Genomic DNA, 22,508 nt, shown 5'->3' with positions numbered 1-22,508 from the left:
AACAATTCCTTGCATCGCGTATGCGGGGCACAACCTATAAATAATAAGGTCTGTTCGCACACTACTCTTTATGCCTTAGTCAGAATAACAGGCTCACCTTTAGTCACGATAATCGTATGTTCAAACTGTGCTACCCGACCGTTATCTACAACACTTAGCGTCCAGCCATCCGATTGCTGCTCCACATAGTCCGCTCCAGTCGAGAGGAAGGGCTCTATCGTAATTACTTGTCCTTCCTTTAGCACCGTGGTCACTCTTGGATTATAGAAGGGTAGAATTTCAAAAGGCTTCTCATGCAGTGATTTGCCAATTCCATGGCTGCACAGATTACGCACCACTCTATAACCGCGTTTGCGAGCTTCAAGTTCCATCATTCTGCCGATCTCGTTAACCTTCATTCCTGCCCGCAGATGATTGATCACACTCATCATGGTTTCCTCTGTACTCCGGCATAAACGCAGAATATCATCGTTATAGGGCGGCAGTTGAAAAGAAACGCCAGCATCCCCATAATACCCATTCAGCTCAGCAGAGACATCAATGTTGATCAAATCGCCAGCATTAATCACTCTCGGACCCGGAATACCATGAGCAACCTCTTCGTTCACACTGATGCAGGTGCTGCCCGGGAAATTATAAGTTATCTTCGGGGCTGAGGATGCTCCGAAGCTTTCCAGAATCTCAGCTCCAATAAGATCTAACTCCGCAGTCGTCATCCCAGGGGTTACTTTCTTTTTCATCTCGGCGATGGTGTGGCCCACCACTTTTCCAATAGCTTTTAACCCTTCTAAATCTTGTACCGTATCACTTGTCATCCAACACACATTCCTCTCACTTCATGAATTAATCATTTGTCCAGCCTCTGAAATGCACTCCCTACCCACTGAAAAGTATCTTCCACTTGTTTGCCTGCTGCGTTATCGTAGTAACTTCTCTTGAAGCTATGCTCATCAACTTTATCCAGTTTTATGGAATACCGCTCAGGACTGCTGATAAACAGCTGATTTTCAGGTTTAATAGGTAGTTCTTCTATCACGTTATTTCTTCTGAGTGTAAAAAGCTTGTAGAAATAACCGTTACTCGTTCCATATTGTCCGATCGTAAAATCGGGATCACCATCTCCATTATAATCCTCAAACTGAAGCTGAAAAAAATCATTAAAGGTCTGGGCAAATTGATCATTTAACGGATAGCTACTCAGTGTTTTTCCATGCTCATCAGTCACTACTAGCCTAAATCGGCCACTCCAGTTTCTTCCCGCTAACGGACTCGGTGTAGTCCAATCTTCGCTATATGTCCCCTCTAGCAGTTGCAGATTTAAAAATCCCGCTCTCCCTGTGACCGGAGACAGTTCATTATGTGATAGGGTTACTGGACCTGTTACCTCGACAGAAGTCTCCACAGGGTCTGCCTGTTCAATGTTCTCCGTATCGATTGTTCCATAAATGAACTTTCTTAACTGGTCAGAGTTTTTTACAGGAATTGTGTAGCCCTGACTGCTGTTCTCTGCTGTAGTAAACATCCCTTCATGTCCAAGTTGATCTCCAAGCGCTATGTAATAATCTTCCGAATAGCCGTCCCCATAAACAAGCTTCATTTCAAATTCCGGACCCCAATCCAGATCATCAGAAAATTTCTTACTCTTGTTCATAGCCTCCGCAAGCGTCTTGATCAAAACAGAATCCTTTAGCGTTAAGCTCTCTGAGTGCAAAGGACGATCCGCTTGTTTCTGATCACTCGTTGCCACGGGTGTCAACGACACGCCTTCGATCCATCTGGCATTGATGAAGCCCAAATCACTTTTACATCCGCTTAACACTACGACCAATAACAAAGGTGCTATCCATATTAACCGCCTAATGCGAATCGCCTCCAATACATAAGCATATTCCAATTATAACAGTGTCTATAAATATATAAAAACGACTTTATGAACACGCGATTAAAAAAAGACTACAACCTGCTTATTAAAGCGTGGTTCTAGTCTTAAAATGGCAATTGATTAGATTGCTCCCATCGTTTTGAGCCAAGCATCCGCAATAAGTGCATGACCTGCAGGAGTAGGATGTACTCCATCATATGCCCAGTAAGCCGGTTCTGCTTTTACGGAAGCCGCTGCAAAAAGTCCATCTAGCGGAACCAGCGGCGCCCCATATTCACGTGCCAGCTCGCGGACAATATGAATTTTAGGATCAAGATCCTGACGCCAAGTTCTACGATCTTCCGGTACAGGCAAAACAAAAGGCTCTATAAGCACTAATTTAGCATCCAAAGATTTCCGAGTGCGTTCGATCAGGTCCCGATATGAAGCTTCAAACTGCTCGGGAGTGGTTTCTTCACCAGAATCAAAACGCCGCCAAGTGTCGTTAATTCCAATATAAATGGACACCCACGTCGGCTTCAAATCCAGGCAATCCTTATCCCACCGTCCCTGTAAATCAACAATACGGTTGCCACCAATACCACGGTTAAAAAAAGTAAGATTCTTCTCTGGATATAAATGCCCCAGTCGAGCGGCGACCATCATTGCATAACCTACTCCAAGTGATGAAGCGTCTTCATGATTACGCCCCCAGTCTGTTATGCTGTCCCCTTGAAACAGAATGACATCGTTTTGTTGGAATATCATAAATGAAATCCTCCTCTAACTACCTCTGTTAATATAACCCAATCTATTATATCAAATACAATGAATACAGCCTACTGTGAAACATCAATAATGCAAACATTTCACTAAAAAAACAATAACAAAAACCCCGCTCAGATTTGAGCAGGGTTTAGGGTTAAACTATATTAGTAAGCTAGGCTGAACAATCCTTTAATGTGGGACAAGTAACGGATATTACTTGCTTCCTTCATTAGAGTTGCAGGCAAGCCTTTTAACGGAGTAGAACTTGCACCAACGATGGCAACACCGTCTTTACGGCCTAAGCTAGCAAGTGTACCAGAGTTGATTGGGCTAAAGCTTTCAAACGATTTATTTTTCAAAAAGGCATACAGATTGTATCCGATCAATTCACCCATTTGCCAAGCGATTTGCGCAGTTGGAGGGTAAGGACGTCCATCTTCTGCAAAGACCACCGCGCTGTCACCAGCAACGAATACATCTTTGTGGGAAGTGGATTGCAAGAATTCATTCACCGTTGCACGACCTCGGTTAACTTCAAGACCCGATTCGCCGATGAGTGGATTTCCTTGTACGCCACCAGTCCATACAAATGTGTTAGCAATAATTTTTTGACCGTCTTTCAAGTCAATCGCATTGCCTTCTACATTCGTAACAGGAAGACCTGTCAGGAATTGAACACCACGTTTCTCCAAGCTTGCTACAGCACGTTCGATTAATGCATCTGGCAATACTGGAAGGATTTTAGGACCTGCTTCAACGAGCATTAGCTTAATTTCTTTAGGATCAACGCCATATTTTTTAGTAAGTGTAGGCAATACATCCGCGATTTCACCAACAAGCTCAACACCTGTTAAGCCGCCGCCACCGATCAGGATGTTTGCATCTGCTTCATTTTTCGATTTCGCATATTCACGAATACGATCTTCAATATGTTGATGAATTTTGTTAGCATCTGCAGCTGATTTCAATACCATACTGTATTGTTCAAGCCCTGGAATGCCAAAATAAGCTGTAGTGCTGCCAAGACCTACAACAAGCGCATCATAAGTAAGTGTCACACCATCAGAAAGAACAATTTGTTTGTTCTCCACAGAAAATGAATTAACCTTCGCGATTTTCAGGTCAATATCTTTCCCTGCGAAAAGCTTAGTTAGAGGCATAGCTACAGCACCCTCTGCAACATTACCTGCTGCAAGACGATGCAATTCTGTAATGATTTGGTGTGTAGGATACTGATTAACTACAGTAATTTTAGCTTCATCTTTTTTGAGATATTTGCGTACGGTTAAGGCGCTTAGTAGACCACCATAACCTGCTCCTAGAATGACAATATGTTTAGACATGATGTTTCCTCCGTCCCTTACGTATAAGATATGAAAATGATTATTTCTGCTTACTGCGTTCTCCAGCAACTTGAAGGTATGCATTTACGAAACGGAAAAGCTTTTGCGCTTGTGGATCTTTCAACAACTTCATAAGACCAAAAAGACCAATAACTTCGTTACTTTCATTCGCACGATCTTTTGCTTCGATCACTGTAGCTGCCATATTCTTCGCGGAATGCACTACAGGTTCAGCAAGTTCTTTAATTGCACTTACCGTATCACTTTTCAAGACATCATCCGCTGCGACAGTTTGCACAAAGTCATAGGACTTTGTAAGCACGCCAACAAGCTCAGTTAATTTTGGCAGCTGTTCCACCAAGACTGTTAATGATTCCTGAACTTCTGGTTTCAAGAGCTGTTCTAGAACATCCATTTGTTCCTTGCTAACAGCTACTTTTGGTGATTCTTGTTCAGGTTGTGTTTGAGTGATTGATTCTGACATATCCAAATCTCCTCTGCAATAAGCTTTGCTGCTTAATAGTAATGAAAAACATAAGAACTTTTAACGCCATATTTCTATTATAGCACTTATCAAGTTATAAATGTCACAAAGTTTTTGAATTTCCATAAAAATTTGTGATTTTTATTACATTATAATAAATTATTTAAATTACTAGTGTTAATTAAAACCGTTTGAGTGAATTAATGTACAAATTCATTCAAATTCTTCTCAGTTTTCAATAAAACATCCACAATGTCCATATTCTTCTCTGTTAGAAGTAACCTGAAATAAAGAGAACGCAGGAAGTTCTTTGTATTTATTCGATTAACGTACTGGCTGTGGCTTCTAGGCCAACTGCCACATTGCGCCAAGTTGAGAATCCAATCGGTTATAGACTGCTGTGGAAGTAAATGATGATCGATGATTGTAACTATAATAGTAGCAATCCTTTCATCTTCTTCGTCCCTGAATATGTATTGATCGTTATAAAGCATCTTTTGAATAACTGCCAGAACCTCTTCCCGCACCGCGGCATCACTCTCCGAGCATAAAACCAGCTCATCCAAGGCGTCGGCGCCATGGGCTGCTGCGTGTGCCCAGCCTTCTTTTTCCATATAACCTCTTAAGTCCCGTTCTTCCTCATAATAACGAATCAAACCCTGCTTCACCTTTATAAATTCAGAGCTATCCAATATAGCCATTTCCCTATGCCTCTGGAGAATAAGAGCAACAACCAATACAGAAAATGTTCTTGTATACACCGTCAGATCTTCTTTATTCCCAATGTGATAAAAAAGATGCTGCTCGTCAAGAAGTATCCACAGCAGTTCACGAAGCTCCGCATCATTAAACCAATGTTTCTCATTAATCCATTTGTAGAATGTGGAATAAATCAATTCATCACGCAGTACAGGCTCGGGATCTCCTATATGCTCAAGCATCAACTTCACATAATCCTTTATGTCCTCTCCACTTCTAAGCTCGTAGTCATTCTCTTCGATTCTTTGCAAATCTATCATCAATTGTTCTCTACTATTAATCAATTTATCCACCCTTTCATCCACTGTGTTTCTACATATCCTAATATCCTAATTTATGTCCTATTTTTTGACAACAGGGTGTTCAAGATTAACTTCAATAAATTTTATCATTGACGAATTTTTTAAGCTGTGTTATTTTGAGTTAGTAACATTTAGTTAGTTCATTTACAAATATCAGGTGTTGATATTTTACAACCGAATACATACACAACGGAGGAATACTTATGAGCGCTTTTACAGACTTGATTCAGTCACGCAGATCCGCTATGAATTTTGTGGAAGGGGTTATCATCCCTCAGAATGAATTAGAGGAAATGTTCTCTTATGCCAGATTGGCACCCTCGGCCTATAATCTACAGCATACAAATTACAAAGTGATATCTAACGAGAGCTTAAAAGAAGAAATTCGCGAAGCAGCTTACGGCCAATATAAAATCCATACTGCTTCAGCAGTTATTGTAGTGCTAGGAGATAAGCATGCTTATCAGCAGGCTCCAGAAATCTATGGCGGGCTTAAAGCTTTAGGAGCGATGTCACAAGAGGAATATGATGAGCAAATAGAGATGATTAACAATGCTTACATTGATAAGGATGCTTTTCAAAGAGATGAAGCAATACGTAATGCCTCTCTCTCTGCCATGCACTTTATGCTGATCGCCAAAGATAAAGGCTGGGATACCTGCCCGATGATCGGCTTCGATGCTGATGCTATCCAATCCACCTTGAATCTGCCGGATCATATGGTACCTGTTATGCTGATCACGATCGGCAAAGACAAAAAACATAAAATCAGACCCCGCGGCTACCGTAAGCCAGTCAACGAATTCGTTGAATTCATCTGATTATAGATACAGCAAAACGTTCCATCCGAGGCAAGTAGCGGGTGGAACGTTTTTTAATTGGAACTCATCATGAAGATAATGAACCGTACACCCGATATACAAGAGGGGCTCTACTTCGCATATTGTAAAATGGCTATCGCTGCTCGTTCCCGTCGTTCGGAGTCATCACAAATCAAAGCATCTTTCAAAATATTAAGCGCCTTAGAGAGTGTCTCCTCATCCAATTCCAGCGGACTATTCACTTCTTGTTCATTAGCAGAAACACCTGTAATCCACAGATCCAAGCGAGCACTTGGTTTGGGACCCTTATATTGTACAACCGGTGCACTTTGGTTAAATAACTCCCGCACGCCTGTGTTTAGTTCAGAAATCGGCACACTTTTCAACCACGTCACACCACGCCGATGGCATGTACCCTCGTCAACATTATCAGTAAACTCGTTGTAAAAATAATCTCCGAGGTCCCCGAGATGTACCCAATCTCCATCGGCCACCAGCACATAATCTCCATCTTGCATCGTATGTACAAATAGCTGAAGGGCTCGCAGATGTTGCGTAAGCTCCAACTCACTATATTGGTATGTGCCAATCAATCGATCACGAAGTTCCTCTGTGCTTAGATTCTCCAGATCCCCTATTCCGGGGTAGCCGATACTCACATAATTATCCTCCAAAAATGTGGTGATCCGCTCAATCCCCAGTGGCTTCGATCCCATCCGAAACAGATTCATATGTCATTCCTCCAAATACTTAATAAAATGCTTGTAGTAGCCCTTGGATTTGGGAGTAACAAACCGTCCATCATTCGCAGAATCCTTCATTAGTTTATGAAGCTTCGGACCTCCAGTATAGGGATCTACTACGCTAGCCTTAAGTCGTGTCGCTTGGATTGCCTTCTTAGGACAAGAATAAACACAACGCATACATAATAAACAATTTTGACTGAAAACAATTCCTTCTACGCCGCTACTAATATTGGATGTTGGACAGTTTCTGACACATTTTAAGCATAATGTGCAAGCGTCCGTTGTACGCAATCCTTTGGCGAAGTATTTTCCCCCTTGGTGTTCCTCACAATAATATACTGTTCTCAGAACCCTCTCCAACACAGGGTGAATCGGCAGATTTCGTAGTGTCCGGTTTACGATTTCCTCTGCAAACAATTCCACCTTACGCTGTGCGGCTTGATACAACTGCTTATTCAACCTGTCATCATATTTAATATAAAAATTACATGGCATCGCCAAAATCGAATTGTGAAAGGGATTATATCCCTTCCCACGCAAAGAACGAAGCACCGTATTCGAAGCACCGTTATTGATATAGTGTGGAGAGGATGCCGTTTTGAATACAAATGCCGGGGTTCCATTACAATCAGGTAGCCCTTCTGCAAAACGTTCAACAAAACCGGAAGCGCCAAAGCCTAGAACCGGATGACCAATACCTATAAGATCATAGGCTTCATATTCTACAGAACGAGTGCCTTTAAAAACATCTTCCACTCTAAACAAATCTACATCTTGCCCTTTACTTCTTAGCCTTTCAGCAAATTGCTTAGCAATAATCTCCGTATTGCCCGTACCTGAGAAATAAAATATGGCCGTCTTTGCATTATGCATTCCATCCCCTCCCAGATCAAATATACCTCATTCCCGTCTGGGAAAGCTGTGAAGTTGAGATGGGTTTTGGCTATTTGGGACTCAGTTGCCCTTATTTCCATGATTTCGCTCGTTTTACCACACTATCGGACTCAGTTGCAGCTATTCGCTCAAATGTGCTCTTTTTCTGCGCAAATCAGGGGCAATAAGAGCTATACAGTCCGAAACCTTTGCAAAATGAACCCATATGCTGAAATAGCTGCAATACGGTCCGCTACGATCTCAATCGAGCAAAAGGTAGTTGGTTTCGAGATGTAGGCGGCTAGGTTGAGCTATAGGGAACTAATTCCACGCACGGTGTAGATAGGTTGGGCTATAGGTAGCTAATTCCGCACGGTGTAGATAGGTTGGGCTATAGGTAGCTAATTCCGCACGGTGTAGATAGGTTGGGCTATAGGTAGCTAATTCCGCACGGAGTAGATAGGTTGAGCCATAGGGAACTAATTCCGCACGGAGTAGATAGGTTGAGCTATAGGTAGCTAATTCCGAACGGTGTAGATAGGTTGATTTATAGGTAGCTAATTCCGCACGAAGTAGTTAAGTTGAGCTATAGGTAGCTAATTCCGCACGAAGTAGTTAAGTTGAGCTATAGATAGCTAATTCCGCACGGAGTAGATAAGTTGAGCCCAAGACAGCTAGTTTAAGCAATGGGCAGCACGTCTAGGATCAAATTTGGCAGGCGGTGTTCTTTTTAACAACTGTCCGGACTCAGTTGCTCTTATTTCCATAATTTCGCTCGTTTTATCACACTATCGGACTCAGTTGCAGCTATTCACCCAAACCTGCTCAAATACTGTACTTAACAAATCCTCAATCATGCGTCCTCACAGGAGTAATTAAAAAAAGTGTGGACGAAGATGCGTCTACAGGCAGGATCACCAGCGGCCTTTCTTTTCCCGCGAACCTGATTCTAAGCGTCTCGCTATCGATCGCCCGAAGGATGTCCCTGAAATATTTTCCGTTAAAGGCTACTCGAAAATGATCACCTTCCAGATGCTCCAAAGGAATCTCTTCTTTTACATCCCCAATTTCTGCAGTCTTGGACACTAAACTTAGCATGTTAGAAGGAAGTACGCTGAGCATAACACACTCACTAGCCAATATAGAAATACGTTCAACCACATGTAACAAACGATCCTTCTTAACAATCACTTCGGAGAGGTACGCTTTTGGGATTAAATTATTGACAGAGGGATAAGCTCCCTCTAAAAGAGCAGACTGAACCCTCAATCCATTAGAAATAAATCTGATTTGCTTGGAGCCTATCTCTAAATCGGTGCTGCTGTCTGCATCATCGTTTAATATTTTTAAAAGATCCTCCAGGGTGCTGCCCGGGATTACAACATCTAAAGGAATTGCCCCGTAATCTTCTACACTTTCAACAACATGCTGGGCGAAGCGGATGCCATCAGTGGCGACTACACGAATATTATGCTTCTCTATTTGCAGCAAAACTCCTGTAAGCACAGGTCTGGTTTCCGATGAAGAGACCGCAAAAACCACTCTTTTAAATATTTGCTTCAGGAGAGTGTTCTTCATGCTTATCCTTTGAATGTTTGGATGATCTATGTATTGGATTCTTGGAAACTCTGCCACATCCATTCCACATAAACGAAATTGAGTGCTCCCTGATTGAATATTTAATATCAATGACTCTACGATTTCCAGCCTAATTAGTCCAGGATCAAGCTTACGAATGATCTCATAAAAATAACGCGCCGGAACTACGATCTCACCTGTGTTGTGCACAACCATCGAATCCATCTTCACAGGGAGCTTATATTCAATGGTCATTCTTATATTGCTGGCTGTTAATATCAAACCCTGAGTTTGCGCTTGAATAAGTATTCCTGATAGAACACGTGAGGAACTATTCGCGGATATGGCTTTTAATGCTGCCTGTAAAGCGGTACTAAGAGAATCTTTTGATACATGGATTAGCAAAGACTTCACCTAACTCTCCTTAGATTCCTTTACAAAATGCGCCTCAATGATGTTCCGAAATACTTGGGAGCGAGATGCGTTCTGATCCGCGCAAGCCTGCTCTATCTCCTGCCAAACGTCCTCAGATAACGTCAGTGATACCTTTTTAGTTACACCAGTGCTTTTTCTACCTGCACCTTCCCGAAGCCCCCCTCTTGTAAAAAGAAACCCTAACTGCCCGTCTTTAGTAGCTACACCTACTTTGACTTTATCCTCGTTGTTACTTGCGCTATCGCTAGTGACCTTATCTTTAATTTCGCTAATACTGCTCCCCTTTTGTTCGCCCTCGAATTTATGATCACCCAATCCCTCACACCTCCATATTTGAATTTAGTAACTTAAATCAATATATCCACTAATTTCATAATACCATAATCGCCATTAATCCACCACAATTCTAACCACAAAAAAACACCCCAAAGATCGGAGTGTGTGCGGTGAGCTGGGCATGAGTTGGGTATGAGTTGGGTATGAGTTGGGTATGAGTTGGGTATGAGTTGGGTATGAGTTGGGTATGAGTTGGGTATGAGTTGGGTATGAGTTGGGTATTGCAATGTTAACCCATGGACTTTTTTATTTTGCTTAAAATCGTTTGGGAATGTATGAGTTAATTGCACTTTATACAACTATAAACAATACATTGTGCTGGCCGAGCGAAATAAGTGTATTCTCTGCAACTAAATTCAACGATATTAACAAATTAGTGTGAAAAGACTTCTTTTAACTGCACCAAATGCAACTAAAAGTGACTAAGCTTCTTATCTCCTGCAAATAAGTGTATAAACTGCAACTATCCCGTTTGCCCGCTCGCGGACACACGCACGCACACCCTCATCATCCCACTAACCCAATCTTTATCCCCTCACGCACACCCTCATCATGCCACTAACCCAACCTTCATCCCCTCACACACCCTCATCATGCCACTAACCCAACCTTCCTCCCCTCTCCCTCACCTCATCATGCCACTAACCCAACCTTCCTCCCCTCTCCCAAAGACTCCTTTCCCTACAACTCCCATCACCATTACCTCAGAACTCCCTACTTATGTAAAAATAGCTCGCCTCATCACTCAACGTGTGGCACATATTAATATCTACTCTTCCACCCACGCGCCTTACCGAAACTACACTATCTAAGGATGTTCTGATAATTTGGTGGAAAGTCTGATTTTTTGGGGTCTTTTAGATGCTTGAACGATTCAAGCTTCACCTTAGGACCAGGTGAGATCCTAAAAGTCATGGTATCTTCTCCAACTGAAATATGTGGACCAACTGTAGGATATACGTTAAGTGTAATCAAGAAATCAAACCCACGGAAACCATTGAGCCGCTTCACCTCAGTCACATCCACAAAGTAAGGATAAACCATTGGCGATTCTCGCAAAAGCGGCGAATAAATATCTGCAATCTTTTTCTCAATATGGGGTAAAAGAAATAACATCAGCATGTCTTGAAACTTAAGTTCGCGAGAATCTTGATCTGGCAGTTGAAGTCCCGAATCAGACCTGGAAGGTGTTACAGATTGAGGTTGAATTAACCTATTTGCGGAGCAAGGTTGTGGCGTCAGAACGAGCATCACTGCGAGAAGAAGGGGAGCAATCCAGCTTTTTTTCATCACAATAGCCTCCTTAGGGAACTTTATATAAATTCCCCAAAGAGACCCTATTTCTATACGTTAAATCTCAATCCTGTTAAAAAGAAAGGGTTCTCCCTTAAGATAATTTTTCAGGATCGCTAACGCATACGGCTGTTCTGCTTTTAGTCCCTCGGTTTCCCTAGGATCGGATGCGTGATGGCAATAATTTTCGATCATAACCATGACCGTAAAATTCTCTAAAGTCTGAATCCACTCCCCATCAAGCTTGGCGATACTTTCGTACCCCTTAATGACCCCTTCTCTTTGCAATGGATACAGTCCAAGAAGGGTATGTGCCACGTCATAAAGATAATACCCCCAACCACATCTTCCAAAATCAATCGGCCGAGGCTCACCCTCTTTAAATATGATGTTGCCTTGATGTAAATCTCCATGGATAACGCCATAAGACCTTCTGTTCTTATTTTTATGCTGCTTGCTTAACCAATTGTATAACTTCTCAGCTGCCGACTGATACAGCATAAACTCTTCATCCGTAAGAAAACAATGATAATGAAGCTTTAAACGAAGCATTGCTTTTCGAAAGCTATGTTCATCCCAAACAGGACGATTAAAGCCAGGGGGTAACTCCAGCTCCTGTGCCGCCTTATGTAGCTTGGCTAATAGAACGCCTTCTTTGTAAATTTGTTCTTCGGTAAGATTTTCATTCGCATGTTCCCCTTCAACCCAGCGCATTAATGAGGCATAAACACCTTCTCCATTTCCCTGTTCCACTCTGAACGTTACAGCACCCGTGCGATCATGAACACCTTTTGGCAGGGGGACATCGATTTTGCTCTTCAAAAGCTCCAGCCACGCGATTTCGGAGTTAATTTCCTCTTTAGATCTCCCCGAATGAAGGCGCAGTAAAAAAGTTCCCTCTTTATTAGTTTCGATAACAAAGGTACAGGTATCCGATAGCTGGTTAAAACGAATCTGCGTCCAATCCAGGTCAAAGTTCTGAAGCGCTATTAAAGCTGCCTGCTTATAATTTTTTCTCATCGCAAAGGAAGGAACAATTCAGTCTCATCGGGCCAGGAAGGGTTCGCAAATTGATAGATTTCTATAACCAATCCACGATCATTACTCTGCAAACTGCTATTAAATTCTCGCTTCATTTCCGGCAATTCAAGCACTTGGACTTGGCTTTCATCATTCATAAATAACCATCCCTTCAATGATCTATAAAAATGAAAACTATCTGAAAAAATATTTATCTTGAAAATATTTTCAGAAAACTAAATAATAGAAAAGCAATACTTACATGTCGGATCTATCATCTTAACCAAGGTGGAGCTTCATTACAGGCAGAAGAAAGGTTGAACATCGGCATCATGAACGCAATTCCAAACCTCAACAAGGCACAATCACGCAAAGAACGAGCAGGGAAAGAGCCCTTTCCCATCTCTATACTTTCTCTTACGGTAGGCGCTTTTGCGATTGGTATGACTGAGTTTGTTATTATGGGTATTTTACCAAATGTCGCCAACGATTTACAGGTTAGTATTTCGACTGCTGGCCAACTCATTACAATGTACGCACTTGGAGTGGCCGTTGGCGCACCCATCCTGACCATTCTCACGCAACGCATTCCGCAAAAGAAACTGTTATGTCTTCTCATGATTCTTTTTATACTGGGCAACGGAATCTCTGTGTTTGCACCATACTATACCGTTCTCATGGTAGCTCGTATAATTACAGCTTTAACTCATGGTACTTTTTTTGGGGTTGGCGCAGTCATTGCATCCAATCTTGTACAACCCAATAAGCGGGCCGGAGCCGTATCTATTATGATGGCAGGTTTAACGATAGCCAATATTGTCGGAGTTCCTCTAGGAACATTTATTGGACAAAGTATGGGCTGGCGGGCCTCATTTGCAGCGATTGCTGTCATGGGAGTCGCCGCGCTGATCGGCATCCTCATTTTTATTCCAAAGCTTAAACAAGAGAAACCAGCGAGTGTTATCCAGCAGATTGCTGCTCTGGCTAATCCAAAGCTGCTGCTATTCTTATTGATCGGGGCGTTAGGGAACGCCAGCTTGTTCACCGTGTTCACATATATTACTCCACTGCTTGAAGAAGTGACCGGTTTTGCTGAACATAGTGTGACTTGGATTCTAGTCTTATTCGGCTGTGGGGTGACCATCGGGAACATCGTTGGCGGAAAGCTTGCGGATTGGAAGCTGATGCCTTCTATCGTGGGACTTTATTTTGCAGTCAGTATGATTCTAACGATCTTTTCCTTCACGATGCATAGCCCAATAGCTGCGGTAATCACAATATTTTTCTGGGGTATGGTGTCCTTTGCGGTCATGCCAGGTCTGCAAATACGGATTATGAGTCTGGCTCAGGCAGCCCCTGCACTTGCTTCAACGACCAGCCACTCCGCCGGGAATCTCGGTAACGCAGCGGGTGCCTTTATTGGCGGTTGGGTTATTTCTCATCTAGCGATCACTTCGCTTCCTTGGGTCGGTGCGGTTCTAGTGGGCCTTGGTCTGGTATTAGGCATAGCTTGTTTTGTAGCAGAACGGAAAGAAACTGTAGCGTAAGCTTTATAGATATGTATACAAAAACGAGGGTGCTCCCAAAGTCATCATGGCTTGAGGCACCCTCGTTTTTTATATTTCAGAGGAACAATTCTGCTCTTCTAATCTTCAACATCTGCTTTGCACCTTTTTGAAATTCATAAGGAACCTCTAGTTCCTCTGCAGTAAACCCTTGCCTCACCAAATCATCAATAAGGCGGTCTAAATGCTCATACCTTTTACAAGAGAGGTCGACTAGTGGAAAGATTCGGAGCTCGCCTCTCGTCACCCGCATGAGTTCCTTAACAGTCTCTAGATGAAATTCATAGTCCAGCCGATCGCTGTACATAAATAGAAAGTGAGCAGATAATGTCAGATCAAATGCTTCATCCGCAAAAGGCAGATCCGGAAGTATCACAGGAACATAACGCTCCGGGGTTTGTCTTCGATCCTTAGTGCTGGCGGTTAAAGCTGCGTTCCTCGCTTCGGTCAGTGCCTCGATTGATTTAAAGTAGTTCCAAACGAAATTATCCTGTACTTTTTCCATTCCGGACATCGCATGCGCAATATCTTGAGCCCCTTTGTCTGCCAGCTCATCTTCAGAGTAATAGTAAGCAATATCAGCAGCCGTTACTTCACCACGCAACTGATTCGCTATTGCTGTAAAAGAGCAAGCACCCGCAGGACAATCCAGAATGCTCTGGCCGATAAGATCTGATTCCAGCAAATCAAACATACGTATATATTCCTCATAGGTTCTGCCAATAAAAACAATTCTCTCCAAATCAAGTTTTCCCTTTGCTCCGCTCATCTCAGCTCACCTTTCCTCTTCTAGGCTCATCTACACTTCTACTTCTGTTTTAATATACGAATAAGGTAATCAATTAGAATACCCAAAATCAAAAACGTTCCAAAATGAATAATATAAGTTGGGAATCTGACGCTGATTAACGCACTATTGGTTCCCCATCTCGGATTATTTACATCAACCATGAAGCTTTCAAAAGGTTCTGTAAAGATCAGTGTATCTATAATAGGGTTCAAACGTACAAGAATAATATTCGCGATCCCCACCCCCAGATAGTCACTCAGACAGATGATGATACTTATAATCGAAAGCCAGAAACTGAATTTCCTCCTAAAAAACATCAAACACCGCCTTTTCTATTTTTTCTATTTCTTAACAATTCGTTTAAAATTCAAAATATCCTTGTCACGGTTAGTTCCTGTTTTAAAAAATGATACAATCTGGAGCTCGCTTGCTTAAGCGGATAATCTGAAAGTTTACATAGGATCCCACAGGTCATATCAATAACCTTCCCCTCCAGCTTCCGTACTATAGTTCCTGCTGGGGCTGGATTCAGCACAATCTCAGGAACAAGTGCCACACCTAAACCACTTCCCACAAAATATTTCAGCGCTGTCATGCTCCCAATCTCCATTGTATCTAGTGGCGGCCCGCCTGATTCCTGCAGCACACTTTCTAATTTTTTACGATAAGGACAATTCGCTGCCGTAATCAGTAAGCGATGACTCTGTAGATCCTCTGGGGTGATACGTTCCTTGGATGCTAGCGGATGCTCTTCTGGTAAAAGTAACAAGAATTCCTCCGCAAATAACGGTTCAAAATAAAGCTCCTTACCGAGCTCTGGTGCCGAGCACACTGCCAAATCAATTTCACCACGCAGGAGTAGTTCACTAAGTGCGACGGTTCCCGCAATATCCACGGAGACTTTCACTTTAGGAAATTGCACCATAAACCTACTTAAAAGCTGCGGCAAACGATAGCTCGCCGTAGGGTCCGTTACCCCTAATCGCACGTTGCCAGCTTCCCCTATTTTTAAATCAGTCAAACGGCTCTGTAATCGTTCCATATCTTTAACGATATGTAGGCTCTCTTCATAAAACAATCTGCCTGCTTCTGTTAAGCTGATTTGCTTCCCCCGCTCAAGCAATTGACATCCCAGATCAGATTCAAGCCTTTGCATCTGCATCGTAACTGTAGATTGGGCATAGTTCAATTCTTCTGCTGCGCGATTAAAGCTTCCGGAAGTTACGATCGTTTGAAAGGTTTTTATTGTTTTCAGATCCATCCTAGTGCCCTCTCCTATTCAATTCAAATAAATTGAATCAAACCTTCATTATATTCAATTATACGAAATTCACTTTTCTCTATAGAATACTTTATAACAACAACATACGCCAACTTAAGGAGTGCATGAGGATGGATCTCAACAATAAAGTCGCATTAGTAACGGGTGGAGGGACTGGAATTGGCAAAGCTGTAAGCTTGGAGCTATCCAAACGCGGGGCTCACGTCGTAGTGAACTATTCTAGATCTGAGGATGAAGCCAATGAAACCGTAAAGACGATTCTGAATCAAGGAGGGCAGGCTATAGCAATACAAGCGAATGTGTCTAAAGATCAGGATGTGCGAAGTATGGTCGATTCGATTATTCAGCATTTCGGGACAATTGATCTGCTAGTGAATAACGCCAGTATAACTAAACATATTGCTCTCGGAGATCTGGAAAAGGCAACAGAGGAAGTATGGGATGAGTTATATGATGTAAATGTGAAAGGAATGTTTTTCTGCGCCAAAGCGGTTGCACCGTATATGAACCAAAAAAATTCAGGAGCCATCCTCAATCTCGGCAGCATCGCTGGACAGACAGGCTTAGGCTCATCCCTTCCTTATGCCGTCTCCAAAGCGGCTGTCCACGGTCTTACCAAATCTCTGGCACACGCGCTGGCTCCCCATATTAGAGTTAACTGTGTAGCACCGGGAGCCGTTGCTACTAGATGGTGGTCTGGACGAGAAGAACAAATGCATAAACTAGCCCCTAATCTGCTGCTTCAGCATATTTCAACCGCCGAGAATATCGCCCAGTTCGTCTGCGCTGCGCTAGAACAGGAAGCAATGACTGGACAGATCATTACTATAGATAGCGGACAAACATTGTAACAGCCAAAACAGCAAATGGTATGTCAGAACTACTTTTAAATATCATTAGCTGGTTTTTGCGTACCGTACAGGAGGAAGTGAAGCGTTGATAGCATAATTGGGGAATTTCTCCCTAAAATTCTAAGTTTTTTGGTCATCCAGCCAATAATTAGGGAAAACCTCCCTAATTATTGGCTAATTTGCTGGAAACTAACGAATTCGCCTGATTTTCAGGGAATAATTCCCTGATTTCGTTGATTTAAAGCAAATATCGGCTATTTTCAGGGAGGTTTTCCCTAATTACTATATAGCCAACACTATAGGAACCATAAATGCATCCGACATACCACATATCACATGACTCATAGAACGTAGCACATAGCGTACATACCACCTATAGCCTGAGGGTTAAAGTAAGAAGCTGCCCCAAAAGTAGAATTTTCTACTTTTTAGGACAGCCTCTTCAGCATAACTATTGGTGAAGATTCTTAGTTAGGTTCATTACCCCAGATCAGGTTACCTGAGATGTAGGCGGGCGCTTTTGTCCAGTCTACAAAATTGGTATCAACCGCATTAAAGGAGTAATCTCCGGTTTGAGTGTAATTTGACCAATCCTCTTTAGCTACTCGCACTTGGATATCGATGCTCGCACCCGCAGCAAGTGAACCTGCTGCACTCGAGAATCCAAGCTCCAAATAATAATCCGCATCCGCTTTAGCCGTTGGCAGCTTCACAAATGTGCCTGTTACATTCGCGCTTCCAGCCTGTGACCAATCGCAGAAGAAGCTTTGTGCCTTCTCTCCGTCAATTGTGTAATAATATCTTAATTTCACATCAGAAAGTGCAACGGCACTTGTACTTGTGTTCACCAGCTTAAACTTTGGATTTAGCGTATTTCCGGAAGCAGTCACTGTACCGTTATACATCTGCACTTTCAGTGCTGCTGTAGGAGCTACTGACGTATCTGAGAGAGTGACAACCAAGGATTGTGCCGCTCCGGCACTAAACTCAAAGGTCAGCGTTGTCGTTCCTACCGCTTGAGTTGCCAAATACTCCTTCTTGAGAGTGACTGTTGATCCACTTACCGTATAATCCGTTCCTGCTACGAGGGTTGCCGTTCCGTTCTTGATCGTGCTCAGCGTATTTCCGTTCAACGTCATAGTTACGGCGATGTCCGCTTGATTTGCTGTTTTCTTATCAAATCCCGCGCTTGTTGGCGTTATCGTGGAGTTGGATACCGGTGTTGTAGTATCCGTGACCGCTACCGCCAAAGATTGTGTAGCTCCAGCGCTAAAGCTGAACGTCAGCGTTGTCGTTCCTACCGCTTGCGTCGCTAAATACGCTTTTTTAATCGTCACTGTTGATCCACTTATCGTGTAATCCGTTCCGGCTACAAGGGTTGCCGTTCCGTTCTTGATCGTGCTCAGCGTATTTCCGTTCAACGTCATAGTTACGGCGATGTCCGCTTGATTTGCTGTTTTCTTATCAAATCCCGCGCTTGTTGGCATTATCGTGGAGTTGGATACCGGTGTTGTAGTATCCGTGACCGCTACCGCCAAAGATTGTGTAGCTCCAGCGCTAAAGCTGAACGTCAGCGTAGTCGTTCCTACCGCTTGCGTCGCTAAATACGCTTTTTTAATCGTTACTGTTGATCCACTTACCGTATAATCCGTTCCGGCTACGAGGGTTGCCGTTCCGTTCTTGATCGTGCTCAGCGTATTTCCGTTCAACGTCATAGTTACTGCAACGTCTGCCTGATTCGCTGTTTTCTTATCAAAGCTTGCAGTTATTGGCGTAATGGTCGAGCCTGTAGCTGGTGGATTTACAGGATCAGCATACAAAGTGCCTCGGCCATTCGTACCGAGATATACACGTCCATAGATTCTTGGATCCCCAGTAATCGCCATATTGATCTTAGCGTATTGGTGAGCATCGTCATTAATACGAACCCAAGTTGCGCCAACATCATCAGAACGGAATACGCCCCGTACACCATCAATCTTAGCTACGGTGTACAATGCCATATAAGTTTGGCCCGGAGCAGCCTTACCATAACCAATAAGATCAGCTTCTTCTACATTCGTTAACTTCGTGAAGCTCGCACCTGAATTAGTGGAGTGCCATAGACCATATTTATTCTCAACCGTATTCCCTCCGGCGAACCAGATGTCACCTTCAATACCTGGAACTGCCTTCATACTGATTTGGGCTTCATTCGGCTGTAATCCAGCCACATTATTGGTCGGGAAGCCCGAAGCTGCGGTGGCAGTAAATGTAGCTCCACCATCCACACTTACATAGAAGGTTCCTGCATAAAATCCATAGTATTTGTTAGGATTCACGCGATCAGACGCTATCTTCGCTCCAGCCGGTAATCCTGCACTTGCTGTCCAAGAATTGCCTGAGGTTTTGGAATAATACACCCCGATATCTGAGGTGCTCCACAGAATGGAATTACCACTTGCAGAGACAGCTACTTGTCCATGGCCAACCGTTGTTTTGGTTCCATTGGAAGGCTCGGAGTTTGGCATGTACCAATTCACTCCACCATCGTTAGAGATACCAATGGACTTCATACTTGGCGTTTTTTCTTTATCTGCACTGCCTACCCGCACCATATAGGACGGACTCAGTTCAGCATAGTCAATACTCATCGTCGTTGCCCATGAAGGACTGGTCTGGAATTTAGTCGGCGCTACCGACAAATCCTCATGACGGAAACCGGAAACGTCACCAAGTGCAGTGATCAAATGGGAGGTTCCCGTTGGCGGGCTAATTAGCCCCAGCACTGCAGTTTCCTCCACACCTTTTGCCATGACAGAGATATTTACCTTGCCTCCGGTATCCCATGAGGTCAAATTGTTCGAGCCATAAATTGTTGCTCCAGTGCCGTACATCATTCGATTCGAGTTAAATGGATCAATTTCCAAATCACCCATCATCCAGCCTAGCTTCGGTGAAGGATCCAGGGATGTTGAAGTGGTTCCATGATCGAGCCATGGAGCAGCGGTGATGTCCATGCTGAACTTATAAGTCCGTTCTGGATAATTGCCCCAATCCCAAATGCGACTCCAAGTAGCCCCACCATTGGTACTGCGGAAAATAACTTCATCAGGCCACCAAGCGTTTAAGCTGGATACCATCAATGTGTTAGGGTGCTGAGCATCCAGCGCCAATCCACCAAAGCCATACCAGTTATCTTCACCGGTCGTAGGACTGATATTGGTCCAAGCCCCACTAGTTTTGTTGTATTTCCAAACTTCACCCTTACTGCCATCATAGGGACCTACACCATTACTATAAGTAATATAGAGATCACCTGTGGATGACAGCTCGCCGTGATGTGGCAAGAACCCCGTAGGTTGTCCAGCCAGAGCTGTCCAGGTTACTCCACCATCTGTACTCCGATATACGCTGCTAGCCGTATCGGCCACACCGACATATATCGTTTGAGTAGCGTTGCCAAGTGTACCTGTGCTCTTATCGAACGTGATCCAAGACAATCCGACAAGATCATCCCCATAATCAAGTGTCGGATTCTGAATATACGTTCCTACGTTTGGAAAAGAGGTTACCTTTGACCAAGTTACACCCGAATCAATACTCTTCCAGAGACCATTACCACTTCTAGCTCCAAAATAGAGAATGTTGTTCTTATTGGGGTCGATGACTAGACGTTCACCAGCGGAACGGCCAGGCATATTGCCACCTACTTTAAAAGGCAGTGGAGTAGTTTGCCAGGTGTTCCCCCGGTCATTAGAGCGCATAATCTGGCCATTATTATCCCAATGATTAGTATACGTACCCGTTGCCATGTAGACTTTATTAGGATCAATTGGGTCTGTAGCCAGAGCATCAACACCATTCTTGTTCCAATCCACCCAGCCTACCGAGTCACTAATTGATGTCCAGCTAGATGTAGCTTGATTCCAGCGATAGGCCCCGCCAATATCTGTTCTGGCATAAATCAGATTCGGTTCAGTTTGATTAAAAATAATTCCGGGTACAAAGCCCCCGCCAGCTCCCGTTACAACGCTTTTCCAGGTGTAAGGTTCACTTGAGGCTGCATGGGTAGTAGCTGGGAATGCAGAGAATAAAGAGCCTACCATCGCGCCAAGCAGGACCAAAAGTCCTGTTTTCCGGATACGGTTACGAATCACGTTTTACGCCTCCTACGATATAATTGGTTTGTTTATGCCTTCTTCTTACTCTATATCCCTGCTCCTCCCTCCCCCTTAATCCATACCTTCAGAACTTAGACTCCATTTTCTGATAACGCTTTCATTATAATGGTAAGGTTTTTCATTATCGAGAGAAAATGGTTATATTTTGCAGAAGATTGTCTCTAAAAATCGTACCATTTTCACACTTCAGGATACAATTTCACTAAATTTTGATTGAAAATAATTCTGCTGATAAAGAAAACCTCCGGAATAAATCCCAGAGGCTTCTGATATAACTATTCTTCACTAGTATCTACAGGCATAACAATCTCTTTTATACCATTAAAATTGCTGATAGTTGTTTGCAACGTGAGCACTGATTCTGAATTTAAGTTTTCTGATTTCAATGAAGTGAATATTTCTGCCTCCACTTTATGCGGCAAAAGTGTAGTTTTATCCAGCGTATATCTTAGTTTAATCTTGTCTGTCAAATTCTGCTTCATCAATTTCATCGTTTCCTTACTCGCATCATGAGACGATATCTCTATCGAAAGTATGTATTCTTGTTCCTCCTCAGAAACAACGATCCCCTGAGAATCTACCCGGTACGTGTCTATATAATCATACGGGTCAATAAATCTTTGTGCGATTTGTTTTTCTTTCGCTGGAATATAATCGTCCTGCTTAATAAATAAATCATCCATTACCTTTGTATGATATTCAGTATCCGATATGTATTCTTCTCGTTCCTTTCCTTCCGCAGTCTCCGATTTTAGATATACGGTATAAGGATTTCTAACATAGTCGACATGAAATGAGGCTGCGCTCGACCAATGTTTATCTTCACTTTTTTCCGATTTGCTGGATGTTTCTTCTTGTTTCTCCATTTCTATAGTATAGCTCTCCTGCTTAGCCAGTTCACTCCGAGACATGCTGAGCAGCTCCTCTGCACGCTTATCTCCCTCTCCTTCAGCACCTGATTTAGTGTTCGTTGCACAACCTGTCAAACCTAACATACAAATGATACCGATAAAAACCATTTTTCTGATAAACATATTACTTCCCCTTCACTTCAAATGAAATCCAAATATAACTAAATCTATTTTATCATTATAAAGTTAACAGCTTATATGACGGAAAAGGTAGACATGTGAAAAAACGGCTTAAGATACACTTTTACGCTAGGTTTGGTGCTTGGATGCAAATCAAAAAAATACCTCCCCCGCCTTTACAGCAGAAAAGGTATTTAAATAATATTA

Annotated in this window: 21 protein-coding genes; 3 read left to right on the top strand and 18 right to left on the bottom strand. The window is 42.9% G+C overall.

The window, feature by feature from the left end; all coding sequences use genetic code 11:
- Positions 1-68: 68 nt before the first annotated feature.
- The 6 genes from map to MHI25_RS12185 form a co-directional block, all read right to left on the bottom strand.
- Positions 69-815, bottom strand: coding sequence for a type I methionyl aminopeptidase (gene map, locus MHI25_RS12210; protein WP_076218952.1), 747 nt, complete (start codon positions 813-815; stop codon positions 69-71).
- A 32-nt stretch (positions 816-847) separates the two neighbouring features.
- On the bottom strand, positions 848-1,894 hold the full coding sequence (locus tag MHI25_RS12205) for a hypothetical protein (protein WP_340395484.1): 1,047 nt from the start codon (positions 1,892-1,894) through the stop codon (positions 848-850).
- 108 nt (positions 1,895-2,002) lie between these two features.
- Positions 2,003-2,629, bottom strand: a complete 627-nt coding sequence (locus MHI25_RS12200) for an SGNH/GDSL hydrolase family protein (protein WP_076278065.1) — start codon at positions 2,627-2,629, stop codon at positions 2,003-2,005.
- Between the two features lie 164 nt (positions 2,630-2,793).
- The gene (locus MHI25_RS12195; protein ID WP_076189793.1) at positions 2,794-3,972 is read right to left on the bottom strand and encodes an NAD(P)/FAD-dependent oxidoreductase; all 1,179 of its coding nucleotides are present in this window, start codon (positions 3,970-3,972) and stop codon (positions 2,794-2,796) included.
- A 40-nt stretch (positions 3,973-4,012) separates the two neighbouring features.
- Entirely contained in the window at positions 4,013-4,456 is a 444-nt protein-coding gene (locus tag MHI25_RS12190) for a DUF1641 domain-containing protein (protein WP_036685888.1), read from the bottom strand.
- A 200-nt stretch (positions 4,457-4,656) separates the two neighbouring features.
- Positions 4,657-5,499 (bottom strand): DUF2785 domain-containing protein, encoded by an 843-nt coding sequence (locus tag MHI25_RS12185; protein WP_076190145.1) that lies wholly within the window; start codon positions 5,497-5,499, stop codon positions 4,657-4,659.
- Positions 5,500-5,720: 221 nt separating this feature from the next.
- Between MHI25_RS12185 and MHI25_RS12180 the strand changes: the two genes are divergently transcribed.
- On the top strand, positions 5,721-6,338 hold the full coding sequence (locus MHI25_RS12180) for a nitroreductase family protein (RefSeq protein ID WP_076129923.1): 618 nt from the start codon (positions 5,721-5,723) through the stop codon (positions 6,336-6,338).
- 110 nt (positions 6,339-6,448) lie between these two features.
- On the opposite strand, the gene MHI25_RS12175 is transcribed toward MHI25_RS12180, so the two are convergent.
- The 7 genes from MHI25_RS12175 to MHI25_RS12145 all read right to left on the bottom strand — a co-directional run bounded on the left by MHI25_RS12175 (position 6,449) and on the right by MHI25_RS12145 (position 12,777).
- Positions 6,449-7,069, bottom strand: a complete 621-nt coding sequence (locus tag MHI25_RS12175; protein WP_340395483.1) for a hypothetical protein — start codon at positions 7,067-7,069, stop codon at positions 6,449-6,451.
- Positions 7,070-7,072: 3 nt separating this feature from the next.
- Positions 7,073-7,957 (bottom strand): EFR1 family ferrodoxin, encoded by an 885-nt coding sequence (locus tag MHI25_RS12170; protein WP_340395482.1) that lies wholly within the window; start codon positions 7,955-7,957, stop codon positions 7,073-7,075.
- A gap of 849 nt (positions 7,958-8,806) precedes the next feature.
- Complete coding sequence (gene dnaN / locus MHI25_RS12165) at positions 8,807-9,949, bottom strand: DNA polymerase III subunit beta (RefSeq protein WP_340395481.1); 1,143 nt, start codon at positions 9,947-9,949, stop codon at positions 8,807-8,809.
- On the bottom strand, positions 9,950-10,285 hold the full coding sequence (locus MHI25_RS12160) for a hypothetical protein (RefSeq protein WP_248548037.1): 336 nt from the start codon (positions 10,283-10,285) through the stop codon (positions 9,950-9,952).
- An 825-nt stretch (positions 10,286-11,110) separates the two neighbouring features.
- The gene (locus tag MHI25_RS12155; protein ID WP_340395480.1) at positions 11,111-11,596 is read right to left on the bottom strand and encodes a DUF3888 domain-containing protein; all 486 of its coding nucleotides are present in this window, start codon (positions 11,594-11,596) and stop codon (positions 11,111-11,113) included.
- 60 nt (positions 11,597-11,656) lie between these two features.
- Complete coding sequence (locus MHI25_RS12150) at positions 11,657-12,619, bottom strand: phosphotransferase (protein WP_340395479.1); 963 nt, start codon at positions 12,617-12,619, stop codon at positions 11,657-11,659.
- Positions 12,616-12,777 carry a hypothetical protein gene (locus MHI25_RS12145; protein ID WP_175617408.1) on the bottom strand — a complete coding sequence of 54 codons (162 nt, stop codon included), beginning with the start codon at positions 12,775-12,777 and terminating at the stop codon, positions 12,616-12,618. The genes MHI25_RS12150 and MHI25_RS12145 overlap by 4 nt, the downstream gene beginning before the upstream one ends.
- Before the next feature lie 174 nt (positions 12,778-12,951).
- Here MHI25_RS12145 and MHI25_RS12140 point away from each other — a divergent pair, with 174 nt between their 5' ends.
- Positions 12,952-14,166 (top strand): MFS transporter, encoded by a 1,215-nt coding sequence (locus tag MHI25_RS12140; protein WP_340395677.1) that lies wholly within the window; start codon positions 12,952-12,954, stop codon positions 14,164-14,166.
- A 76-nt stretch (positions 14,167-14,242) separates the two neighbouring features.
- Here MHI25_RS12140 and MHI25_RS12135 read toward each other — a convergent pair whose 3' ends face one another.
- Genes MHI25_RS12135 through MHI25_RS12125 form a run of 3 tightly spaced genes read right to left on the bottom strand, consistent with a single transcriptional unit; the run spans position 14,243 to position 16,235 of the window.
- Complete coding sequence (locus MHI25_RS12135) at positions 14,243-14,953, bottom strand: SAM-dependent methyltransferase (protein WP_340395478.1); 711 nt, start codon at positions 14,951-14,953, stop codon at positions 14,243-14,245.
- Between the two features lie 38 nt (positions 14,954-14,991).
- Positions 14,992-15,291 carry a hypothetical protein gene (locus MHI25_RS12130; protein ID WP_076100716.1) on the bottom strand — a complete coding sequence of 100 codons (300 nt, stop codon included), beginning with the start codon at positions 15,289-15,291 and terminating at the stop codon, positions 14,992-14,994.
- 50 nt (positions 15,292-15,341) lie between these two features.
- The gene (locus tag MHI25_RS12125) at positions 15,342-16,235 is read right to left on the bottom strand and encodes a LysR family transcriptional regulator (protein WP_340395477.1); all 894 of its coding nucleotides are present in this window, start codon (positions 16,233-16,235) and stop codon (positions 15,342-15,344) included.
- 131 nt (positions 16,236-16,366) lie between these two features.
- Here MHI25_RS12125 and MHI25_RS12120 point away from each other — a divergent pair, with 131 nt between their 5' ends.
- Entirely contained in the window at positions 16,367-17,107 is a 741-nt protein-coding gene (locus MHI25_RS12120; RefSeq protein WP_339248002.1) for an SDR family NAD(P)-dependent oxidoreductase, read from the top strand.
- Between the two features lie 467 nt (positions 17,108-17,574).
- Here the strand turns inward: MHI25_RS12120 and MHI25_RS12115 are convergent, their stop codons facing one another.
- Both MHI25_RS12115 and MHI25_RS12110 read right to left on the bottom strand, forming a co-directional pair.
- Positions 17,575-21,195, bottom strand: coding sequence for a X2-like carbohydrate binding domain-containing protein (locus MHI25_RS12115; protein ID WP_340395676.1), 3,621 nt, complete (start codon positions 21,193-21,195; stop codon positions 17,575-17,577).
- 350 nt (positions 21,196-21,545) lie between these two features.
- Positions 21,546-22,304 carry a DUF6612 family protein gene (locus tag MHI25_RS12110; protein WP_339281967.1) on the bottom strand — a complete coding sequence of 253 codons (759 nt, stop codon included), beginning with the start codon at positions 22,302-22,304 and terminating at the stop codon, positions 21,546-21,548.
- Positions 22,305-22,508: the final 204 nt, after the last annotated feature.

The sequence above is a fragment of the Paenibacillus sp. FSL E2-0177 genome (assembly GCF_037992975.1).
In the GTDB taxonomy this organism is placed as follows: domain Bacteria; phylum Bacillota; class Bacilli; order Paenibacillales; family Paenibacillaceae; genus Paenibacillus_AQ; species Paenibacillus_AQ odorifer.
This window is presented reverse-complemented; position numbering and strand designations above follow the sequence as displayed.

Excerpts from the sequence above, each read along its gene's own strand:
- MHI25_RS12140 (WP_340395677.1), top strand. The coding sequence starts at position 12,952 with ATGAACGCAATTCCAAACCTCAACAAGGCACAATCACGCAAAGAACGA.
- MHI25_RS12145 (WP_175617408.1), bottom strand. The coding sequence starts at position 12,777 with ATGAATGATGAAAGCCAAGTCCAAGTGCTTGAATTGCCGGAAATGAAG.
- map (WP_076218952.1), bottom strand. The coding sequence starts at position 815 with ATGACAAGTGATACGGTACAAGATTTAGAAGGGTTAAAAGCTATTGGA.
- MHI25_RS12180 (WP_076129923.1), top strand. The coding sequence starts at position 5,721 with ATGAGCGCTTTTACAGACTTGATTCAGTCACGCAGATCCGCTATGAAT.
- MHI25_RS12125 (WP_340395477.1), bottom strand. The coding sequence starts at position 16,235 with ATGGATCTGAAAACAATAAAAACCTTTCAAACGATCGTAACTTCCGGA.
- MHI25_RS12195 (WP_076189793.1), bottom strand. The coding sequence starts at position 3,972 with ATGTCTAAACATATTGTCATTCTAGGAGCAGGTTATGGTGGTCTACTA.
- MHI25_RS12200 (WP_076278065.1), bottom strand. The coding sequence starts at position 2,629 with ATGATATTCCAACAAAACGATGTCATTCTGTTTCAAGGGGACAGCATA.
- MHI25_RS12135 (WP_340395478.1), bottom strand. The coding sequence starts at position 14,953 with ATGAGCGGAGCAAAGGGAAAACTTGATTTGGAGAGAATTGTTTTTATT.
- MHI25_RS12175 (WP_340395483.1), bottom strand. The coding sequence starts at position 7,069 with ATGAATCTGTTTCGGATGGGATCGAAGCCACTGGGGATTGAGCGGATC.
- MHI25_RS12150 (WP_340395479.1), bottom strand. The coding sequence starts at position 12,619 with ATGAGAAAAAATTATAAGCAGGCAGCTTTAATAGCGCTTCAGAACTTT.
- MHI25_RS12110 (WP_339281967.1), bottom strand. The coding sequence starts at position 22,304 with ATGTTTATCAGAAAAATGGTTTTTATCGGTATCATTTGTATGTTAGGT.
- MHI25_RS12115 (WP_340395676.1), bottom strand. The coding sequence starts at position 21,195 with ATGGTAGGCTCTTTATTCTCTGCATTCCCAGCTACTACCCATGCAGCC.
- MHI25_RS12155 (WP_340395480.1), bottom strand. The coding sequence starts at position 11,596 with ATGAAAAAAAGCTGGATTGCTCCCCTTCTTCTCGCAGTGATGCTCGTT.
- MHI25_RS12170 (WP_340395482.1), bottom strand. The coding sequence starts at position 7,957 with ATGCATAATGCAAAGACGGCCATATTTTATTTCTCAGGTACGGGCAAT.
- MHI25_RS12120 (WP_339248002.1), top strand. The coding sequence starts at position 16,367 with ATGGATCTCAACAATAAAGTCGCATTAGTAACGGGTGGAGGGACTGGA.
- MHI25_RS12130 (WP_076100716.1), bottom strand. The coding sequence starts at position 15,291 with ATGTTTTTTAGGAGGAAATTCAGTTTCTGGCTTTCGATTATAAGTATC.
- MHI25_RS12190 (WP_036685888.1), bottom strand. The coding sequence starts at position 4,456 with ATGTCAGAATCAATCACTCAAACACAACCTGAACAAGAATCACCAAAA.